Annotated in this window: 19 protein-coding genes; 16 read left to right on the top strand and 3 right to left on the bottom strand. The window is 36.1% G+C overall.

The features are described 5' to 3' along the window. Positions 1-13: 13 nt before the first annotated feature. Together MKY29_RS18965 and MKY29_RS18960 are read left to right on the top strand one after the other, a co-directional pair. A complete protein-coding gene (locus tag MKY29_RS18965; protein WP_090568663.1) occupies positions 14-463 on the top strand; it encodes a tripartite tricarboxylate transporter TctB family protein in 450 nt (149 codons plus the stop codon). A 15-nt stretch (positions 464-478) separates the two neighbouring features. Further along, entirely contained in the window at positions 479-2,005 is a 1,527-nt protein-coding gene (locus MKY29_RS18960) for a tripartite tricarboxylate transporter permease (protein ID WP_241600144.1), read from the top strand. Positions 2,006-2,051: 46 nt separating this feature from the next. Here MKY29_RS18960 and MKY29_RS18955 read toward each other — a convergent pair whose 3' ends face one another. Then, on the bottom strand, positions 2,052-2,834 hold the full coding sequence (locus MKY29_RS18955; protein ID WP_241600142.1) for a PAS domain S-box protein: 783 nt from the start codon (positions 2,832-2,834) through the stop codon (positions 2,052-2,054). Positions 2,835-3,225: 391 nt separating this feature from the next. On the opposite strand from MKY29_RS18955, the gene MKY29_RS18950 reads away from it, so the two are divergent. The 3 genes from MKY29_RS18950 (at position 3,226) to pcp (ending at position 5,071) form a co-directional block, all read left to right on the top strand. Continuing rightward, positions 3,226-3,426: a cold-shock protein gene (locus MKY29_RS18950; protein WP_090568674.1), complete on the top strand. Its 201-nt coding sequence runs from the start codon at positions 3,226-3,228 to the stop codon at positions 3,424-3,426. A 191-nt stretch (positions 3,427-3,617) separates the two neighbouring features. Then, positions 3,618-4,436 carry a pentapeptide repeat-containing protein gene (locus MKY29_RS18945; protein WP_093495896.1) on the top strand — a complete coding sequence of 273 codons (819 nt, stop codon included), beginning with the start codon at positions 3,618-3,620 and terminating at the stop codon, positions 4,434-4,436. A gap of 29 nt (positions 4,437-4,465) precedes the next feature. Continuing rightward, positions 4,466-5,071, top strand: a complete 606-nt coding sequence (gene pcp, locus MKY29_RS18940; protein ID WP_340880557.1) for a pyroglutamyl-peptidase I — start codon at positions 4,466-4,468, stop codon at positions 5,069-5,071. A 71-nt stretch (positions 5,072-5,142) separates the two neighbouring features. Here pcp and MKY29_RS18935 read toward each other — a convergent pair whose 3' ends face one another. Then, positions 5,143-6,831, bottom strand: a complete 1,689-nt coding sequence (locus tag MKY29_RS18935) for a methyl-accepting chemotaxis protein (RefSeq protein WP_093495898.1) — start codon at positions 6,829-6,831, stop codon at positions 5,143-5,145. Positions 6,832-7,059: 228 nt separating this feature from the next. Between MKY29_RS18935 and MKY29_RS18930 the strand changes: the two genes are divergently transcribed. The 7 genes from MKY29_RS18930 (at position 7,060) to MKY29_RS18900 (ending at position 13,727) form a co-directional block, all read left to right on the top strand. Continuing rightward, positions 7,060-8,010 (top strand): hypothetical protein, encoded by a 951-nt coding sequence (locus MKY29_RS18930; protein ID WP_340880556.1) that lies wholly within the window; start codon positions 7,060-7,062, stop codon positions 8,008-8,010. Between the two features lie 291 nt (positions 8,011-8,301). Then, on the top strand, positions 8,302-8,817 hold the full coding sequence (locus MKY29_RS18925; RefSeq protein ID WP_093495900.1) for a hypothetical protein: 516 nt from the start codon (positions 8,302-8,304) through the stop codon (positions 8,815-8,817). A gap of 167 nt (positions 8,818-8,984) precedes the next feature. Next, positions 8,985-9,185 carry a cold-shock protein gene (locus MKY29_RS18920; protein WP_090568691.1) on the top strand — a complete coding sequence of 67 codons (201 nt, stop codon included), beginning with the start codon at positions 8,985-8,987 and terminating at the stop codon, positions 9,183-9,185. Between the two features lie 321 nt (positions 9,186-9,506). Beyond that, positions 9,507-10,145, top strand: a complete 639-nt coding sequence (gene trhA / locus MKY29_RS18915; protein WP_340880555.1) for a PAQR family membrane homeostasis protein TrhA — start codon at positions 9,507-9,509, stop codon at positions 10,143-10,145. A 134-nt stretch (positions 10,146-10,279) separates the two neighbouring features. Next, positions 10,280-11,347, top strand: a complete 1,068-nt coding sequence (gene rlmN / locus MKY29_RS18910; RefSeq protein WP_090569160.1) for a 23S rRNA (adenine(2503)-C(2))-methyltransferase RlmN — start codon at positions 10,280-10,282, stop codon at positions 11,345-11,347. A gap of 196 nt (positions 11,348-11,543) precedes the next feature. Then, a complete protein-coding gene (locus MKY29_RS18905; protein ID WP_340880554.1) occupies positions 11,544-12,155 on the top strand; it encodes an NUDIX hydrolase in 612 nt (203 codons plus the stop codon). Between the two features lie 465 nt (positions 12,156-12,620). Further along, positions 12,621-13,727: an HD-GYP domain-containing protein gene (locus MKY29_RS18900; protein ID WP_340880553.1), complete on the top strand. Its 1,107-nt coding sequence runs from the start codon at positions 12,621-12,623 to the stop codon at positions 13,725-13,727. Between the two features lie 76 nt (positions 13,728-13,803). Here the strand turns inward: MKY29_RS18900 and MKY29_RS18895 are convergent, their stop codons facing one another. After that, positions 13,804-14,772, bottom strand: a complete 969-nt coding sequence (locus MKY29_RS18895) for a sugar phosphate isomerase/epimerase family protein (RefSeq protein WP_340880552.1) — start codon at positions 14,770-14,772, stop codon at positions 13,804-13,806. Between the two features lie 199 nt (positions 14,773-14,971). Between MKY29_RS18895 and MKY29_RS18890 the strand changes: the two genes are divergently transcribed. From MKY29_RS18890 to MKY29_RS18875, 4 genes are all read left to right on the top strand, one after another. Next, the gene (locus tag MKY29_RS18890; RefSeq protein ID WP_093495904.1) at positions 14,972-15,955 is read left to right on the top strand and encodes a LacI family DNA-binding transcriptional regulator; all 984 of its coding nucleotides are present in this window, start codon (positions 14,972-14,974) and stop codon (positions 15,953-15,955) included. Positions 15,956-16,080: 125 nt separating this feature from the next. After that, on the top strand, positions 16,081-17,046 hold the full coding sequence (locus MKY29_RS18885; RefSeq protein ID WP_340880550.1) for a substrate-binding domain-containing protein: 966 nt from the start codon (positions 16,081-16,083) through the stop codon (positions 17,044-17,046). Between the two features lie 78 nt (positions 17,047-17,124). Beyond that, on the top strand, positions 17,125-18,639 hold the full coding sequence (locus MKY29_RS18880; protein WP_340880549.1) for a sugar ABC transporter ATP-binding protein: 1,515 nt from the start codon (positions 17,125-17,127) through the stop codon (positions 18,637-18,639). Next, entirely contained in the window at positions 18,632-19,606 is a 975-nt protein-coding gene (locus MKY29_RS18875) for an ABC transporter permease (protein WP_090568715.1), read from the top strand. The genes MKY29_RS18880 and MKY29_RS18875 overlap by 8 nt, the downstream gene beginning before the upstream one ends. Positions 19,607-19,608 lie beyond the last annotated feature (2 nt).

Genomic DNA, 19,608 nt, shown 5'->3' with positions numbered 1-19,608 from the left:
AGGAGGAATAACCATGAACAAAAAATTTGATAGAGTCGCAGGAATTGCTTTTTTATTAATTGGTATACTTTTTTTCATTGAGAGTCAAAAAATTTCGGACAGTGCATATGGATCATCTGTCGGTCCGAAGATATTCCCAATGGGCCTTGGACTTATTTTGACCCTGCTAAGTATTCGCTTATTATATGAAACTTTTAAATATAAAACAGAGGATTCTACAAAAGATAAACTGCAGTATAAGAAGTTTTTTATTATTTTTGGGAGTGCTCTTTTATATGCATTTTTCTTAGAGAAAATAGGATATGTCGTTTCTACATTTCTTTTTTTACTAATTGCTTTCCAAACATTAGAACGAGGTAAAGTAATCTATTCGATAATTATTTCTACTGTTTTTTCTGTTGGTATTTATTATATGTTTTCGGAGCTTCTGGGTGGTTCGTTACCAGGGTTTCCACTGTTTTAGGGAAGGGGTTTAGCAATGGACACATTACAATTTTTAGCGGATGGATTCGGTGTTGCGTTTCAGTGGCATAATATTCTGTTCGCATTAATCGGAGTTATTATTGGGACAGCAGTCGGTGTCTTACCAGGTATCGGTCCAATGAGTGGTGTCGCTCTCCTTATTCCTGTAACAGCAACGATTACTTCGGGAATGCCAACGGGAGCAGCAGCCGCTAGCTCAATTATTTTACTAGCAGGAGTATATTACGGAGCCATGTATGGTGGATCCACTACTTCAATTTTACTTAACACACCAGGAGAATCATCCTCGGTCGTGACGACTTTAGATGGATATCAGATGGCGCAGCAAGGGAGAGCGGGAGCTGCACTTGCTATCTCAGCAATTGGGTCATTTGTGGCGGGTATCATTTCCCTTATCGGATTAGTACTTCTAGCAGAGCCGTTGTCCAATGTTGCGATAAAGTTTGGACCAGCGGAGTATTTTTCCCTCATGTTATTAGGCCTAGCTGCGGTTAGTGGTTTAGCGGGAAAATCGATGACAAAGGCAATAATGATGACAGTATTCGGACTTATGTTGGGGACGATCGGAATAGATGCAGTTTCAGGTATTGCTCGATTTACATATGACCAGCCTATTCTATTTTCCGGGTTGGAGTTTTTAACAATTGCTGTTGGATTATTTGCACTTGGTGAAGTTGTAAAAACAGTTTTAGAAAAAGACGAGGAAACAGGTAGTATAGCAAAGATTAATCGAATATTACCAACAAAACAGGATATGAAAGATAGTACAGTCCCAATCGTTCGTGGATCATTACTCGGTTTCTTTATAGGGGTTTTACCGGGAGCAGGAGCAACACTAGCATCATTTTTCTCGTATACTACGGAGAAAAAGTTAAGTAAGAACCCTGAAAAATTTGGAAAAGGGCATATTGCGGGAGTAGCAGGGCCAGAATCAGCAAATAATGCCGCTTCTGGTGGTGCAATGATTCCACTACTAACTCTGGGGATACCAGGGTCCGGAACAACTGCGATATTGATGGGTGCACTTATCATGTATAACATCCAGCCTGGCCCATTATTATTTGATGAACACCCTGAGGTTGCTTGGGGGCTTATAGCTAGTATGTTCATCGGGAATTTGATGCTACTTTTGCTGAATATGCCACTAGTTCGGGTCTTTGCAAAAATTATTCAAACACCGAAAAAGTATTTATTGCCAATGATAATTGCCATTTCTTTTTTTGGAGTATATGCGGTACAGTATACGACATTTGACCTCTATTTATTGTTAGGATGTGGAGTGTTAGGTTATTTACTCTCAAAGAATGACTACCCAGTTGCACCTTTAGTGCTGGCTCTTGTATTAGGACCAATGATTGAGAACAATATGCGTAGGGCGTTAACGATATCCAATGGCGACTTTAGTATATTTGTGACAAAGCCATTATCGCTACTATTTATCCTTGCTGCAGCGGCTTGGTTATTAGTCCCGTTATTGTTGAAACTTAAAGGACGTAAAATTATTATTAATGAGGAAGATTAATAAAAATGCAGACTTCATTGTTCACGAAGTCTGCACTTTTTGGTTATTATTTTATATCCAGTGGGATAGTAAGGTTTTGATTGATACCTAAAGAATGTAGAGCTTGCTTAACTGTAGACTTGGTAGGAATGGAGTCTAGCTTATAATCTAACTGTATTGCCGTTAGAGCCAATTGTGGTCTTAACCCTGTAATAATTGAACGTACACCAAGCAAGGAAAGGACGTTATTAATCTTAAATAGATAATCTGTCACAACACTGTTTAATGTATACATGCCAGAAAAATCAATGATTAAGAAATTAATGTCTTGTTCTTGTACTTTAAATGGTACTTCATCTAGTAGTTGTTTTGCTCGATCCTCATCAATTGAACCCATTAAAGGCAATATAGCGATTCCATTTAATACAGGAACCAGTGTAGCTGATAATTCATTGATTTCTTTCATAATTTCATGTTGCTTCAATTCTTTTTCTTTACGCACGGTAATATCTCTAACATACGTTTGTATTGCTTTTGTCTTCCCAATTTGAACGGGATGACAATATAATTCAACTTCTACAGTAGTCCCATCCATTCGGTAAATTGTTTCTTCAATAACTTTGGCTGGTTGTTGGTAGGCAGATTCTATTCTTTTTTCAATAGCTAATTTAGAAGCTTCCTGAAAAATATCTAAAGGACTTGCTCCAATGATTTTATCTTTGGTTGCTCTGAAAAAATCTACCGCGACATGGTTCACGTCAATTATTTTAAGGTTAGTATGAATAATTAACGGATCACGTGAATACTCCATTATCTCACGGTAATCTATTTGAGATAAGCTTTCGTTCATATAAAGAACTCTCCTTAACAACTATGTATTACATATTTCATGAAATAATAGAAGGTGTATTTTAAACGAATTATATACAGATTTTGTATCATGTAATGTGATTAATCATTATTCATTCTAAAAATTGTAGCAGTTTATTTATTCATCATACCACGCTTATAAGGATAAATTCTATGTAGTTGGATAGTTTGTAGGCTAGCTGTTTAAATTGTTTTTCATTTATTAATCATTTCATTGGACAAATCCCAAAATGTGTTATATAGTTAGGACAATAATTAAATTGCTTAGTATAGAAACAATGAATTCACATATTACAAAAGGTAATCGTGAGTCTTCGGTAGCTTTTTGCAATATGTGAATTTTTTTATTCACCAAAATGGAGGTTTTTTACATGACACAAGGTACAGTAAAATGGTTTAACGCAGAAAAAGGTTTTGGATTTATCGAGGTTGAAGGTGGAAACGACGTATTCGCTCATTTCTCAGCAATCCAAGGCGAAGGATTCAAATCTCTTGACGAAGGTCAAAAAGTTGAATTTGACGTTGAAGATGGTCAACGTGGACCACAAGCAGTAAACATCGTAAAACTTTAATTCTTAAGATTTTTAAGTAAAGATAATACTGTATAAAGAGATGCTCTTTCGAGAGTGTCTCTTTTTTTGTTGGCTTAAAAACTTGTAACGAGCAAATTGTAATTTTGGTAAACTATTAGTATCTTATTATTTAAAATAGACTCTGTAATTTAGGGTGATTAGAACAGAACAAATTGAAGGAAGTGTAAAAATTGTCCAATACTACACATAATCTACGCGCTGACTGTGAAAACTGCTTTGCTTTATGCTGTGTGGGACTCCATTTTGCTGCATCAGTAGACTTTGCTGCTGATAAACTAGCTGGTACACCGTGCACGAATCTTCAAACAGACTACCGTTGTGGTGTACATAAAAAGCTTAGGCAAGAAGGATATAAAGGCTGTACAGTATTTGAATGCTACGGGGCGGGGCAAAAGGTTTCGCAAGTTACTTTCAAGGGAGTAAGCTGGCGAGAGAGTCCAGAAATAGCGAGGGAAATGTTTGACGTTTTTCCAATTATGCAGGAGCTTCATGAAATACTTTCATATCTTACAGAGGCTCGTACAAAGGAAGAAACGATTACTATTCATAAAGAACTTAATCATGCAATAGATGAAACCGAAAGACTTACGTTGCTTAGCTCTGATTTGCTCTTGGAGTTAAACATTCCAGTGCATCGTGCTAGGGTGAACCTCTTACTCGCAAAAACAAGTGAACTAGTTCGTAAAGATAAAGGTTCAACTAGTAATAGGAAAAAAGATCGTAGCAGAGCAGATCTTCTAGGAGCTAATTTACGAGGAGTAGATCTTAGAGGTGTAAATTTTAGAGGTGCTTACCTAATTGCTGCAAACCTTCAAAATGCTGATATGAGACATGCAGATTTAATTGGGGCAGACTTCCGAGATGCTAATCTAAGTGGAGCGGATCTGACGGGAGCAATATTCCTCACACAAGTTCAGGTTAACTCTGCTAAGGGAAATGACCAAACTAAGTTGCCATCAACTGTTATGCGACCAATGCATTGGACATAAAAATTCATCAGAGGAAGAGAGGGTTAAGGATGAAGAAACTACTATTAACTGGATTTGAACCATTTTTATCATTCACGGTGAATCCGACCATGAAAATTGTAGAGGAATTAAACGGAACAAAAATAGGGAGATATGAGGTGATGAGTAGGGTTCTATCAGTTGACTTTTCACAGTCTGGAGACCAGCTTATTCATTATCTAAAGGAGTTAAAACCAGATGCAGTTATCTCCTTGGGATTAGCTGGAGGAAGATATAAAATTACTCCAGAACGTGTTGCGATCAATGTGAAAGATGGAGCCGCAGACAATCAAGGCCAAATACCATTGGACGAAACAATCCAAATTGATGGAGAAACTGGATACTTTTCTACGCTGCCTATCCGTTCGATGGTCGATGAACTTATAAAAGAAGGTCTCCCTGCTGCAATATCGAATACTGCAGGTACATACCTGTGCAATAACGTCATGTATGAAGCTTTACATTATGCAAAAATGAACAATCTAGACGTACCCTCGGGATTCATTCATATACCAGCTTCTCATGAGTTAGCCATCCAACATGGGAAAATACCAAGCTGGTCCCACGTTGATTTAAAACGATCGATAGAGATTTGTATAGAAGTGTTAGGTAAGTAATAAAAAAACTTAATACAAAAAGGAACCCTCGATAACAAAGTGATCAAGGGTTCCACATCATATAACTTTCATTAAGAAAGTTTGAATTTTTGTATTTCATCCTGTAGTTCTAAGGCATTTTGACTAAGTTCTACGGCTACTCCACTTACTTGTTCCATCGTCGCTGTTTGCTCCTCGATTGCAGCAGCAATACTTTCGATATTAGCAGATGCATTTGTTGTGCCAGTTGCAATTTCATTTGCAGAAGCTGATACCTGTTCAGCTGATGCAGAAATTTCCTCAGAGGTTGCAGAAATTTCTTCAATCTGGATATTCATCTTTTCTACTGCGGTTACGATTCCTTCGAAAGAAATCCCTGCTTGACCAATAATTTTTACACCATCTGATACAGAGGTTAAAGATTCTTCCGCTGCTTTCTCAACGTTTTCCATATCGCCCTTAATCTCTTGGATTAACTCAACAATTTGGTTGGCAGATAACTTAGATTCCTCTGCTAACTTTCGAACTTCATCGGCAACTACTGCAAATCCTTTCCCTTGTTCGCCAGCACGTGCAGCCTCAATAGCAGCATTTAATGCAAGTAAATTGGTTTGATCAGTTATTGCGGTAATTACATTTGTAATATTTTCAATTTCAGCAGTTTGTTTACTTAGTCTTTGGACTAACTCATTTACCATATTAGATGAATGATTGATCGTATTCATTTGATTACTAGCTTGATCGATGATTTTTCCACCAGATATTGCTGTATGATAGGTTTCTTTAGAGCTTTCGTTCAAGCTTTGTGTGGATTCTGCGATACGTTGAACTCCAGTTGCAGTTTCTTCCATTGCTAAGGCACTTTCGCTAGCTGATTGCGCAGCAGATGTTGAAGCATGAAGTGTATCATTTGCGCGATTAGCCATTTCCGTTGTGGAAGCAGTAACTTCCTCGGTGCTAGCAGACAATTCTTCAGCTGCTGCACTCAAATGTTCGGAGTTTTCTTGGATCCGTCCGAGTAAAGAACGAAGGTTATTTTTCATCAAATTATTAGCAGTTGCTAATTGTCCAATTTCATCTTGTGATTCGACAGGTATATCATTTTGAGATAAGTCACCATTAGCGATTGAATGGGAAATACTAGCCATAGCTTTTAATGGTAAAGTTATTTTTTTATGTACGAATAAAACTAATAAAATCCCTATAATTATACTAATGATACACATTACAATCGAGATAGTTGTTGATAGACTTAAAGCATCATTCGTTTCATCCGTTAAAATCTCTAATTGTTCATCCTGATACTCCATTATTTGTTCAGTCACTTGAAGAATATCGTCATTTGCTTTAGCGATATCTGTATTAAGTATCTCTGTACCCGCCTCTTTATTTTTTTCTTCCGCATATCCTAAATAGGTAGAAGTTGCAATGTTGAATGCCTCATTATGTGCATTTAATTGTTCTATTAACTCTGCCATCGTGTCTGAAGATGACATGCCATCGATTTCAATGATTCGTTCATCAACATAGTTAGCATAATATTCTAGTTTCTCTAATGTTTCAGGTGTGTTATCTGTTAGTAAAGCCCGGACATATTGTCCTTGCATTCCAATCCCTACTCGAATTTCTTCAATAACAAGTATTTGTTTTACCCGATCGTCTAGGGCCTCATCCACTTTGTCTTTTACATTTGTTGAACTTAATATTGCCATACCAGTTGATACAAAAAGTAATAATATCATTGCTATGAAGGATAGATTTAACTTTTTTCCTATACTCATTTATATACCTCTTCTCGTTACTATTTAGTTCATGTGGTTATTATCGACTATTTTTTATCATGATGAAGCTGAATTATAAATAATTTTATATCTTTATTACCACAATTACTTTTATTAATATATAATATTTTGATAAATTAAATAACTTTATATTTCCAGGTTACTTTTAATACTCTTAGTTGAAACAATATATCTACTTATACGTATAAAAGGGAGGAGGGGATTTACATGTGGGAAGAACTACAGGAGCGTCAGTCGGTTTTAAAGATGGAGATTAATAAGAGGGAAAAGGCAAAAAGAAAGCAGCAAACACTGGCAGAGCAATTAGAAACAGCATTACATAAAAAGCAGGAATATTGGACGAGATTAAAGGAAGAACAAAAAGATGTAGAAGATCTAGATAGGTTTTCAATTTTGAAAGTGGTTAGAACATGGACTGGAAAGCAGGATGTAATTCGAGAGAAGGAAATAAGCGAGCTAGCTGCTATAGAAGCAAAGTATAGAGAAATTGAAAAAACAGTAATAGATTTGGAAAAGGATATAACCGTTAACGAAAGAGAATTAGAAAAAGGGGACTGGGAATCTCTTGACTTGGAGTGGGAACAGATTATTGAAAAGAAGAAACAATGGCTTCTTGTAAATAATCACGCTGAGGCGACTCGTCTCGAGAGCTTATACGAACAGAAGACGATTCTTGCAACAAGTATCCGTGAAATAATAGAAGCCATAACAGCTGGTAATGAAGCTAAAATAGCATTAAAGAGAGCGTTAAAGTCGCTTGAAGGTGCTAAGGATTATTCTACGTGGGATACCTTTTTAGGAGGAGGAATAATCGCCACTTCTTTAAAACATAGTAAGCTTGACGAATCGGAAGAAGCAATTCACTATGCTCAGCGTTCCTTACAACGATTTCATACAGAACTTTTAGATATCCAGAAAATCAGTATCGAAAACATAGCTATTGAAAGAGAAAGTTTTGTTACGTTTGCAGATTATGTGTTCGATGATATTTTTTCAGCATGGTCAACTCATTCCAAAATAAACAATTCAATAGACCGAATGGAACAGACACTTCAAAATTTATCGAGTATATCTGACCAATTGCAAAAGCAGCTTAAAGAAACTCAAGAAAAACAATCTAATGTAGAAATAGAAATTGCCCAAATCATTGAGTACTAACATAAAAGGATTTTATTCAGTTCTGACAGAGAGTAGAATGCGCTTTCTGTCATTATTTCTTGGGAAATAATCTGACAAATTAAATGTATTTTCGTCTAAATATTTTGTTTAGGTAATGCTGAGTCGTTTAGTTAGATATTCTCGAGTGAATCATTGGTATTTACCTATACTTATTTTCAATAAATAGAGGATGAAGAATATCTAAAGTGATTGAAATTTCACTTTACGCTGTGTCTGTATGTAGACTAAATAGGGAATAGTAAAAGGACACTCAAGCCGGGAGGAAATTATATGTACGATCCAACTATCTTTGAAAATTTAAAAGTGGCATTTGAAAACCATGTATACGATTTAGACAACTTAGAACGAAAGATAGATATCAAAAATCGGGTTGACCAAATGGACCTTTCGATTATCGCTAGAACTTTTAAGATTGAATTTACTCTTGTTGACCAGTCAGACATAGCTGCGGAAATTATTTTAGACGCATCTCTAGAGGATCTAGCAGGTGAAATACTCGAAATTAGAAATAAAAATATAGGTTGTACACTAGCGTTGAAATTTAACAAAAATATTCAAAATCCTGATCTGCAATGTGAAGAAATAGAACAAGCTATCAAAAATATTTGGGAAGACGACATAGTGTTAACTCAAACACTAAGTTTTGAATTTGGAACAGAACTTTCTAGCTATACAAACACAATAGAAGTTAGGTTCACACAGAAAATAAATGAAGATCAAATAAGTGACCTTGAAATGTTTCTTGAACATGTTTTAGAAACGTTAGACATATTAAATAAAATATAATAAGCAATTTACTATCTTTCTGTGTGGAAATGGTATATAGTAAAGATAATAATTAAATTGCTTAGATAGAAACAATGAATTCACATATTACAAAAGGTAATCGTGAGTCTTCGGTAGCTTTTTGTAATATGTGAATTTTTTATTCACCATAAATGGAGGTTTTTTACATGACACAAGGTACAGTAAAATGGTTTAACGCAGAAAAAGGTTTTGGATTTATCGAGGTTGAAGGTGGAAACGACGTATTCGCTCATTTCTCAGCAATCCAAGGCGACGGATTCAAATCTCTTGACGAAGGTCAAAAAGTTGAATTTGACGTTGAAGATGGTCAACGTGGACCACAAGCAGTTAACATTGTAAAACTTTAATTCTTAGGAATTAATTAAACATAGTTAGCAAATAAAAAGAGATGCCCATTTTGGGTGTCTTTTTTTTTTGCTGAATAATACCATTGAGATATAGTTGTTGTTTGGAAGCTTACTGTTCTAAATTTGAATGAAGGCAATACAAATTATAATAAAAAGTTTACTGCGATTACTTTAGTGGCCTTGAATGAAACGAGTTCCTAGTGGATTATATATAGAACTTTTGGGATGTTTAAGATTTTGGACACATGTCCCTGTCAGCTTTTATTCGCCAAAAGTGATAATATTATACTTAGAGAATATTAGAATGGGATGAGTAAAAAGATGAGTAATACACATATTTTTTCAAAGCGTGAAGAGATAGCTAATGCGATTATTCATGGAATTGGTGCTGTTTTTAGTGTAGCTGCTCTTGTAATATTAATCGTATCCTCCGTAATGCATGGAACAGCTTGGCATGTTGTAAGTTTTACATTGTTTGGTTCTTCGATGATCCTTTTATATTTGTCATCTACACTTGTCCACGGTTTTCCAGCAGGACGCGTAAAAGATTTCTTTGAGATCATGGATCACTCAGCTATCTACTTTTTTATAGCAGGTACTTATACACCTTTCTTATTTCTTGCTATTAAAGGCACATTAGGTTGGACATTGTTTGGTGTAGTGTGGGGGCTTGCAATTGCGGGTACTGTGTTTAAAGCTTTTTTTGTGAAACGTTTCTTGCATACTTCTACCTTATTATACGTCGTTATGGGCTGGTTATTGGTATTTGGATGGAAACCACTTTTGGAGAATGTATCTTCCCAAGGGATTATACTTCTAGCAATTGGGGGAATCCTGTATACAGTAGGAGCTGTTTTCTACGTGTGGCGTGGATTTACCTACCATCACGCAGTTTGGCATGTATTTGTTCTTGCAGCATCTATACTGCATTTCTTTGCTGTCATGACATTGCTACCTTAAAGTAGTAAGCACTTAAACAATGGCTTTGTAGAGAGTTGTTTCAGCAAATGTTATAATAGTATCTAAATGTCTGGCACCAGGATTAGTACTGGATGGCCTTTAAAGTTAGTATGAGGGAAGAGATGAGGATAGTTATGAACAAAAAATCTATATATGGATTAACATTAAATCAACTGATTGAGTGGCTTCATGAGCATGGCCACAAAAAGTCTAGAGCGCTAAAGGTTTGGGATTGGTTATATAGAAAACGTGTCACTAATTTCGCCGACATGACAGACGTGCATGAAGAATGTATTCAATTATTGCAAGATAACTATACAATACAAACGTTAACAGAGCACGTAAAACAAGAAGCAGCCGATGGAACGATGAAATTTTTGTTTAGACTACAGGATGGAAACTTGATCGAAACAGTTATGATGAGACATAAATACGGCATTTCCGTTTGTGTGACGACTCAAGTCGGCTGTAACATCGGTTGTAGTTTCTGTGCAAGTGGCTTACTCGCAAAAAGTCGTGATTTATCAAGTGGAGAAATAGTGGAACAGATTATGAATATCCAATTGCATCTCGATCAATTGAAGCAAAAAGATATCGTGAGCCATATTGTCGTAATGGGGATTGGGGAACCATTTGATAACTTTACAAATTTGTTAGACTTCTTAAACGTAGTTATTGACCATAAAGGGCTAGCGATAGCTGCAAGGAAAATAACTGTTTCAACAAGTGGAATTGTAGGTAAAATCTATGAATTCACAGATACGAAGATTCCAGTAAATCTAGCGATATCCTTACATGCACCAAATAACGAACTACGAACTAGAATTATGAAAATAAATCGAGCTATGCCAATTGAAAAGCTAATGGAATCTCTAAAATATTATTTAGCAAAAAACAACCGTAGAATTACGATTGAATATATTCTACTTAAGGATGTAAATGATACAAAAGAGGTAGCTGAAGAGCTTGCCGATTTACTTAATGACATAAAAGACCAGCTTTACGTCAACTTAATACCTTATAATCCTGTCGATGAACATAGCCAGTACCAAAGAAGTGAACAGGAATCTGTGTTGTCATTCTATGACACGCTGAAAAAAAGAGGTGTCAACTGCAAAATTCGTCAAGAACATGGAACAGATATTGATGCGGCCTGTGGACAGTTGAGAAGCAAACAGCTTAAAAAGGAAAAAGTGCGTTAATTAGCGTACTTGTTTCCAATAAGAGCACTCAGATTTAGAACATATATCTGAGTGTTTTTTTATTTTGTTTGATACTCCACTTTAGTTAAGAAAAAAAGAAAACGATAACTTTATTTGACGAAGTGTGCCATTTAATTTATGGATAGTAAATTTAATGATACGATATTAGAATAAACTTATCATTGGGGGAGATTCCGTGTTTTTGGATAAGCTAAAGAAGGAACTGCATTACAAGCAGCCGCTTTTTATAGGAGAGGATACAGCGCTACGTTTTGCTGTTTTAATACCACTTGTGCAAGTGGATGACGAATGGCATGTTTTATTCGAGGTGCGTTCATTAACCATGAGAAAGCAACCAGGGGACATCAGCTTTCCAGGTGGTCGAATCGATCCTACAGATGCATCTCCAATGGAAGCTGCAATAAGAGAAACACATGAAGAGCTAGGGGTCGATCCGAAATGTATTCAAGTTCTAGGACAGATGAGTGCATACATTGCATCTCCATCTTTTGTTGTCTATCCCTTTGTTGCAACGATTGACCATCATAAAATCGAATCTTTTAACAGACATGAGGTCGAGGCGGTATTCACTATTCCAGTCAGCTGGCTTAAAAACCATGAGCCTTACATGCACACAGTTTCTGTCCAGCCGATGCCACCTATGGATTTTCCATATGACAAAATTGTCAACGGTGACAAATACCAATGGAGGCCGAGAGATATAGAAGAATGGTTCTACGACTATGAAAAATACACAATTTGGGGTCTAACTGCGAGGGTGTTAAAGCATTTTGTAGAGACAATTTAATTATAATATTTCAGTATAAAACGACCTTTATTGTGAGATTAATAGAGCCCGTGTAGTGACGACATCACTATCACGTGCTCTTTTCTTTTATATTTAGAAGTTGAAGAATCACTCAGATGTTACGAGTTTATATGTTCGAGTCGTTCAAAATTAATTGTTTCAATTAAACCCCCAAATAATTATGTGATATTAAATCGTTTTTTAATAAAAAACGATTTAATAGATTTGAACGGAAAGGTTCCGCCTAGAGCATAAATAAACGCTGTTCGGATTACTTTACGTATAAAATGGACTTACTTATTTATTAATTATATAAAAATTTTTAGGCCTAGATGCCTAATGCTATTCTTTTTTATCTTTAAATATAATATAATAGGACTACTATTAATTATTACCTTTAGTATGTACAGGTTGCAAAATTTAAGTACAATTGACTCATTAAGCTTAAAGTGGGGAGTTTGGGCGATGCGATTAGTAAAAATAGATAAGTACAAGCCAGGAATGAAATTGGGTAAACCAATATTGAATGACAATGGTAAAATTTTGTTAGCAAAGGGAGTAGAACTGATAGATCGGCTCATCCCAAAATTGAAAAAGTATAATGTTTCAACCATTTACATAGAAGACGAAGTATCTGAAGGGATAGAAATTGTTGAGTCTATACCAGAAGCGTTACGTGTGGAAGCTTTACATACAATTACCGAGGGGTTTCAAGCATTAACGGACTTGAATCAGTCAAACTCAAATCTTCAGGGAATGATGAAATCAAGTAGAGCAATACGTAGCTTTCAAAAGGTTTTTAAGGATATAGTTGCATCACTCACGGACAATCAGCATGCATTAAATTTATTGGCTACAACAAAAGTACACGAAAACTACGTATTCAATCACTCATTGAACGTTTCTATATATGCGTGTCAGCTTGCACTCGAAAATGGGTTACCTCTTAAAAATGTGGAAGAAATCGGAATGGGAGCTATGCTACATGATTTAGGAAAAGTACATGTTCCTTTAGAACTATTAAATAAACAAGGTGAATTAACAAATGAGGAAAATGCCATAGTCAAACAACATTGTGAAAAAGGTTTTGAGGTACTACGAAAAATTCATGAAATTCCATTAACAGTTGCTCATTGTGCATTTCAACATCACGAAAGAGTAGATGGTACTGGCTATCCTAGGGGATTAAAAGGTGACGAAATTCACAAGTATGCGAAAATAGTTAGTGTTGCAGACGTGTTTGATACAGTAACTAATCCAAGAGCCTTCAAACCGGCAGTGTTGCCACATCAAGGACTCGAGATTTTGTATGCGGGAAGTGATACGCAGTTTGACACACATCAAGTTAACTTGTTTAGAGAATGTATCGCCATTTATCCTCCGGGCTTAACCGTTACATTAAATGATGGTCGTACAGGTATTGTTTCAAAATATAATTATAATTCAGCTGGTCGACCAGTGATCAGAATTACCAATAATGAAGTAAATGAAAATGTTTCCCCGTATGAACTTAATCTAGGAGCACGGGAAAACCTGATGCTTGAGATTGTAATGGCAGATGCACTGATTTAGGTGGTGTGTTTTAAATAGGGCACCAGGTTCTTATTGAGTTTAAAATTGTGGCTAGAACCCGGTTCCCTTTATGGCTTTACGTCCACCACATCTGACTGATAGAATCTTTCACGATAATGGGTTTTAAGTTTTCAACTGCTTTTGTGAACCCCTCTTCGATCGACATTAATCCATCCTCATGTTCGATACTTACTACATAATCATATCCATATAATCGTAGAATACTAATGATGTCGGCCCAAGTTTTTTGATCGTGTCCAAAACCAACAGATCGAAAATACCATGCGCGGTCACGCATATTGGCATAATCGGTCATATCCGTAAGTCCATTTCGGTTCATATTTTGCTGATCTATAATTGTATCCTTTGCATGGAAATGATGGATGGCATTCTCACGTCCGAGAATTTTTATGGCCTCAACTGGGTCAATGCCTTGCCACCACATATGGCTAGGGTCAAGGTTAGCCCCAATCATAGGTCCGCATGCTTCTCTTAATCGCAATAGTGTTGCAGGAGTATGTACAGAGAAACCACCATGTAGTTCTAAACCGATCTTGACATTAAGTTTTTGTGCTAAATCATTTTTTTCTTTCCAGTATGGTATAAGTTTTTCTTCCCATTGCCATTTTAATATTTCTTGGAAATCATGTGGCCAAGGTGCTACTGGCCAATTAGGATAGAGGGCATTTTCATGATCACCCGGACATCCCGAGAATGTATTTACTACAGGCACATCTAATTTTGATGCAAGATGCATTGTTTTTATAAATAATTCATCAGCTGGCCCAGCAATTTTTTTCTGTGGGTGCAGAGGATTTGCATGGCAGCTTAACGCGCTAATGATTAAGCCATGATCACTGATCTTTTGCTTAAAGCTCTCCAATTTCGTATCATCGTTTAACAATTCATCCACTTTACAATGAGCATCGCCAGGATATCCACCAGTACCTAATTCAATTGCTTCTATGCCCTTAGAAGAAACATAACTTAACATATCTTCAAAACTTTTATCGGAGAAGAGTACCGTAAAAACACCTAATTTCAATGAGAAAACCTCCTTTATTTATCAGAATATACTGTAATGTAAACCGTTACATTATTACCTTATATAAATTGTTCAAGTAAATCAATAGTTATTTCTAATGAAAAAATAGTTATTGACGCATAATTCGGAATATAATAACATGTAAATGTAAACGATTTCATTTTCCTTTTATGAAATCAGAGAAAGTGAGACTACGTAAATGACAAACATTCAGCAGGTGGCTAAACAAGCAGGGGTATCTGTAGCCACAGTATCAAGGGTATTAAACGGTCAAAATACTGTAACTTCGAAAACAAGAATTAAAGTAGAAGAGGCTATAAAAGATTTAAATTATGAGCCTAGTATGTTAGGGAGAAATTTAAGGAATTCAGAAAGTAGAATTTTTTTAATACTAATTCCGAGCATTTCTAACCCGTTCTATTTAGAAATTATTAAAGGAATTGAACATGTGGCGCTAAGTCAGAATTACAATATCCTATTATGTGAGACTGATTCAAATCCGGAAAAAGAAAATATTTACTTTGACCTTGTTAAGAAAAAAATGGCAGATGGAATTATTTCAATGGATCCAGCAGTTAATATTGAAACATTAAAAGAGCTAGCAGAAAAGTATTCCATCATTCAATGTAGTGAGTATAACGTTGATAGTGGGATACCTTACGTATCGATAGACAATGAAGAAGCATCTTATCGGGCGGTCAAGCATTTGATACAAATAGGTCATAAAAAAATTGCTCTAATGAACTCCGATGAAAAATTTTTATATGCAAGACAGAGGGAGATGGGTTACCAACGAGCATTAGAAGAACATGGTATTCCTTGGAATGATGATTATATTATTTATACAAAACAATTAGGATTTGAACATGGACAACAAGCAGTGAAAAAGATTTTAGCAATACAGGATCGTCCAACAGCAATATTTGCTGTATCGGACCTTTTGGCAATCGGAGCACTCAAAGAAATAAATGCATCTGGATTACATGTACCAAATGATGTAGCAGTAGTTGGTTTTGACAAAATCGATTTTTCTAGTATGACAAACCCAACGCTCACTACGATTGCTCAGCCTATGTATAAGATGGGTACTGTGGCTGGGGAAATGTTAATCGATAAGATCAGAGGTAATGTCGTGGATAGTGTCATATTGAACCATGAACTAGTTCTTCGAGAGTCTACGTGAGAATGTACAACTAAGGTTATTGCTCTGTTATTAAATGGATATTAATAATAGAGCGTTGCCCTTAGTTTCACATGTAATCGATTACAAAAAGGGGAGCTTTTCATAAAAACAAAGGGGGAATGGTGTTGAAGAAGTTTCTGATCATATGTTTATCTTTAGTAACAGTTTTTAGTTTAGCAGCATGTAGTGATAATAAGAATTCTGCAAATGGAAAAGAAGACGATACTCTAAAAATCGGTATTTCTTTACCTTCAGCAACACATGGATGGATGGGAGCACTAATTGATAGTGCTGAAAAGCAAGCTAAAGCACTTAAAGAAAGTGATGGCATTGAATATGTAATGACGAATGCAGCTGACCCAAATAAACAAGCAAATGATGTAGACGATTTGATAGCACAGGGTGTGGATGTTATTGTCATGCTCCCAATTGAGTCTGCAGCACTTTCACCTGTAGGACAAAAGATTAAAGATGCGGGAATTCCTTTAGTAATAGTGGACCGTGAGCTTGAAAATGATGCAGCTACAGTTGTTGTAAAAGGCGATAATGAAGGTATTGGAGTAAATGCGGGTAAATATTTTGTAGAAAAGTTAAATGGAAAAGGAAAAGTTGTGGAAATTTCCGGACCACCAAGTTCAGTTACAGAACAACGTGGATCAGGATTTAAAGAAGCGATGGAAAGTGCAGAAGGTATGGAAATAATTGCTTCACAAAGTGGTGACTTTTCTACTGAAAAATCGCTAGAAGTGATGGAAAACATTTTACAAGCACACCCGCAAATAGATGCAGTATTTACACAAGACGATGGAATGGCACTTGGTGTCTTACAAGCTATCAAAGAAGCTAAGCGAACAGACATCCAATTTGTAACAGGTGCTGGTGGCGGAAAAGCTGTATTTGAAGATATTAAAGCAGACGGTTTTATAACAGCAACCTTCCTATACTCTCCAACGATGGTAGAGGATGCAGTGAAGATTGCGGCAGATATTACAAAGGGTAATGATCCAGAAGAATCTATGGTAGTCAAAGAAGCTACTCAGGTAACAAAAGAAAATGTGGATGAGTTCTATGATCCAGAATCTAAATTCTAAATGAATATTAGGAAATACAATAGTTGTGCAAACAGTTGTTGTATTTCCTCTTTTCCTATATTAGGAGGGATAAATACCATGACTAAAAATCCTTATATAACAATGAAGAACATGAAGAAGTCATTTAATGGTGTACCCGTATTAAAGAATGTGACTCTTCAAATTGAAAAAGGAGAGATTCATGCATTGTTAGGTGAAAACGGTGCAGGTAAATCCACTCTGATGAATATTCTAGGGGGAGTTCATCAACCTGATAATGGCTCTATCTACATAAACGATAAGGAAGTTAAGATGAGCAATCCAAGAATATCGCAGGAGCAAGGGATTAGCTTTATCCATCAAGAACTAAATATGGTAACAGATCTCAAAGTGTATGAAAATATGTTTTTAGGTTCTGAACTTCGAAACAAAATGGGATTTTTAAAAGTAGAAGAGATGTGCCAGCAAACACATGACATCTTAGCTAAGCTAGGTGTGGACATAGACCCAAAGGAATACGTAAGAAATTTAGCAACTTCCTATAAACAACTGATAGAAATATCGAAAGCCTTGCTTCATAAATCCACCATTATAATTATGGATGAGCCAACAACCTCATTAGCTGAACATGAAGTGAATCGATTATTTGAGTTAATGAAGAATTTAAAGAAATCAGGCATCTCGATTATTTATATTTCCCACAAACTGAAGGAAATAAAAGCAGTTTGTGACCGTTATACCGTATTACGTGATGGAGAAATGATTAAAAGTGGAGATGTAGAACAAGAAGATCTAGATACAATAACTAAGCTAATGGTTGGAAAATCAATTTCCCAAAATCGATTTGTACATGAACATACATTTGGTCCAGTATTGCTAGAGGTGAATAATTTAACTAGCTTTGGATTATTTAAGAACATTCATTTTCAGGTGAAAAAAGGAGAAATAGTAGGCTTTACTGGTCTAGCAGGGGACGGCCGTACAGAACTTTTTGAAAGCTTATTTGGATATCGAAAGAAATACACTGGTGAAATAAAGATCAATAACCAGTTGATAAAAATAGATCACCCACGAAAAGCGGTGGAAGCAGGAATAGGTCTTGTTCCAAAGGATCGCAAGGAAAATGCAATCATTAAAGATTTAAGTGTGATCCATAATATGAGCTTGTCATCTATAGGGAATTTTGAGAAATCAGGATTTATTCTAGATAATGCTGAGAGAGATAAATTTCAGTACTATAAAGAGCTGTTGAACATCAAAGTTCACAACCCACGTATTACAATCGATAAGTTAAGTGGTGGTAATCAGCAAAAAGTCATCATCGCCAAATGGCTTGAAGTCGGAGCGGATATACTAATCTTCGATAACCCTACCCAGGGAATAGACGTAGGGGCAAAACAGGAGATTTATCAACAAATTGTGGCATTAGCTGAACAAGGGAAATCGGTGATTATATTGTCCTCAGAGGCACCCGAGGTAATGAGAATTTGTCATACGATTAATGTGATGTACCAAGGGCAAATAACAGCACGATTTAACGGAGAAGAAGCAACGGAAGAAGAAATTATGCATTATGCAACCGGCTCGAAAAGGGAGGCCGCTAAAATTGGCTAATACAAATGTAAAAGAATATAGTCCGCAAGTTTCAAGTGCAAAAAGTCGTCTTACATGGCTGTGGTCAGAATATAGCGTCATTATTGCTTTCATCATTATTTTTATAGCATCTACTATTATGAATCCTAGATTTCTAGATATTAATAACCAGCTAAATATACTAATGCAGGTTTCTATAATTGGAATTGTTGCATTGGGTATGACTGTCGTTATGCTTTCTGGTGGAATCGACTTATCGGTCGGATCCGTGCTTGCGCTAGTCGGTGTCATCACAGTTTTAGCGTTAAATGCGTCAGGAAGTATACTTGTTGGGATTTTTACTGCATTAGTTGTTGGTTCATTTGCAGGATTCTTAAATGGATTAATGGTTGCAAAAGGCAGGATTGCTTCGTTTATTGCTACATTAGGAATGATGGCGGCAGCACGCTCCATTGCGTTATATATTGCAGAAGGTGGAAGTGTTTCAGGAGAGGTTAAGGGGTTTACTGCCATCGCGAATAATGACTTATGGATATTTGATTATCCAGTTTTAATTTTCTTTGCCATGACCGCGTTGGTATATATTTTGATGCACAAAACGAGGTTTGGAAGATATGTGTATGCACTTGGAAGTAATGAAAAAGCTGCTATGCTTTCTGCAATTCGAGTGGACCGTATTAAAATTGCTGTGTATAGTTTGGCTGGGTTATTGGTAAGTGTAGCTGCTATCATTGAAACGTCACGCTTAAATTCTATTTCATCCTCAAGCTCGGGAGTTCAATATGAGCTCGATGCGATTGCTGCCGTTATAATAGGTGGAACAAGGATGACAGGTGGTCGTGGGAAGATTATAGGGACACTTTTCGGAGTACTCATTTTAGGAATTCTAAATAATATGATGAATTTAATGAATGTTTCTCCGTACCTACAAGGATTTGTAAAGGGCCTAATCATAATTATTGCTGTAGTATTCCAAAAAAGAGAGTAGGT

It is taken from the genome of Psychrobacillus sp. FSL K6-2365 (genome assembly GCF_038003165.1).
Classification (GTDB): Bacteria; Bacillota; Bacilli; order Bacillales_A; family Planococcaceae; genus Psychrobacillus; species Psychrobacillus psychrodurans.
This window is presented reverse-complemented; position numbering and strand designations above follow the sequence as displayed.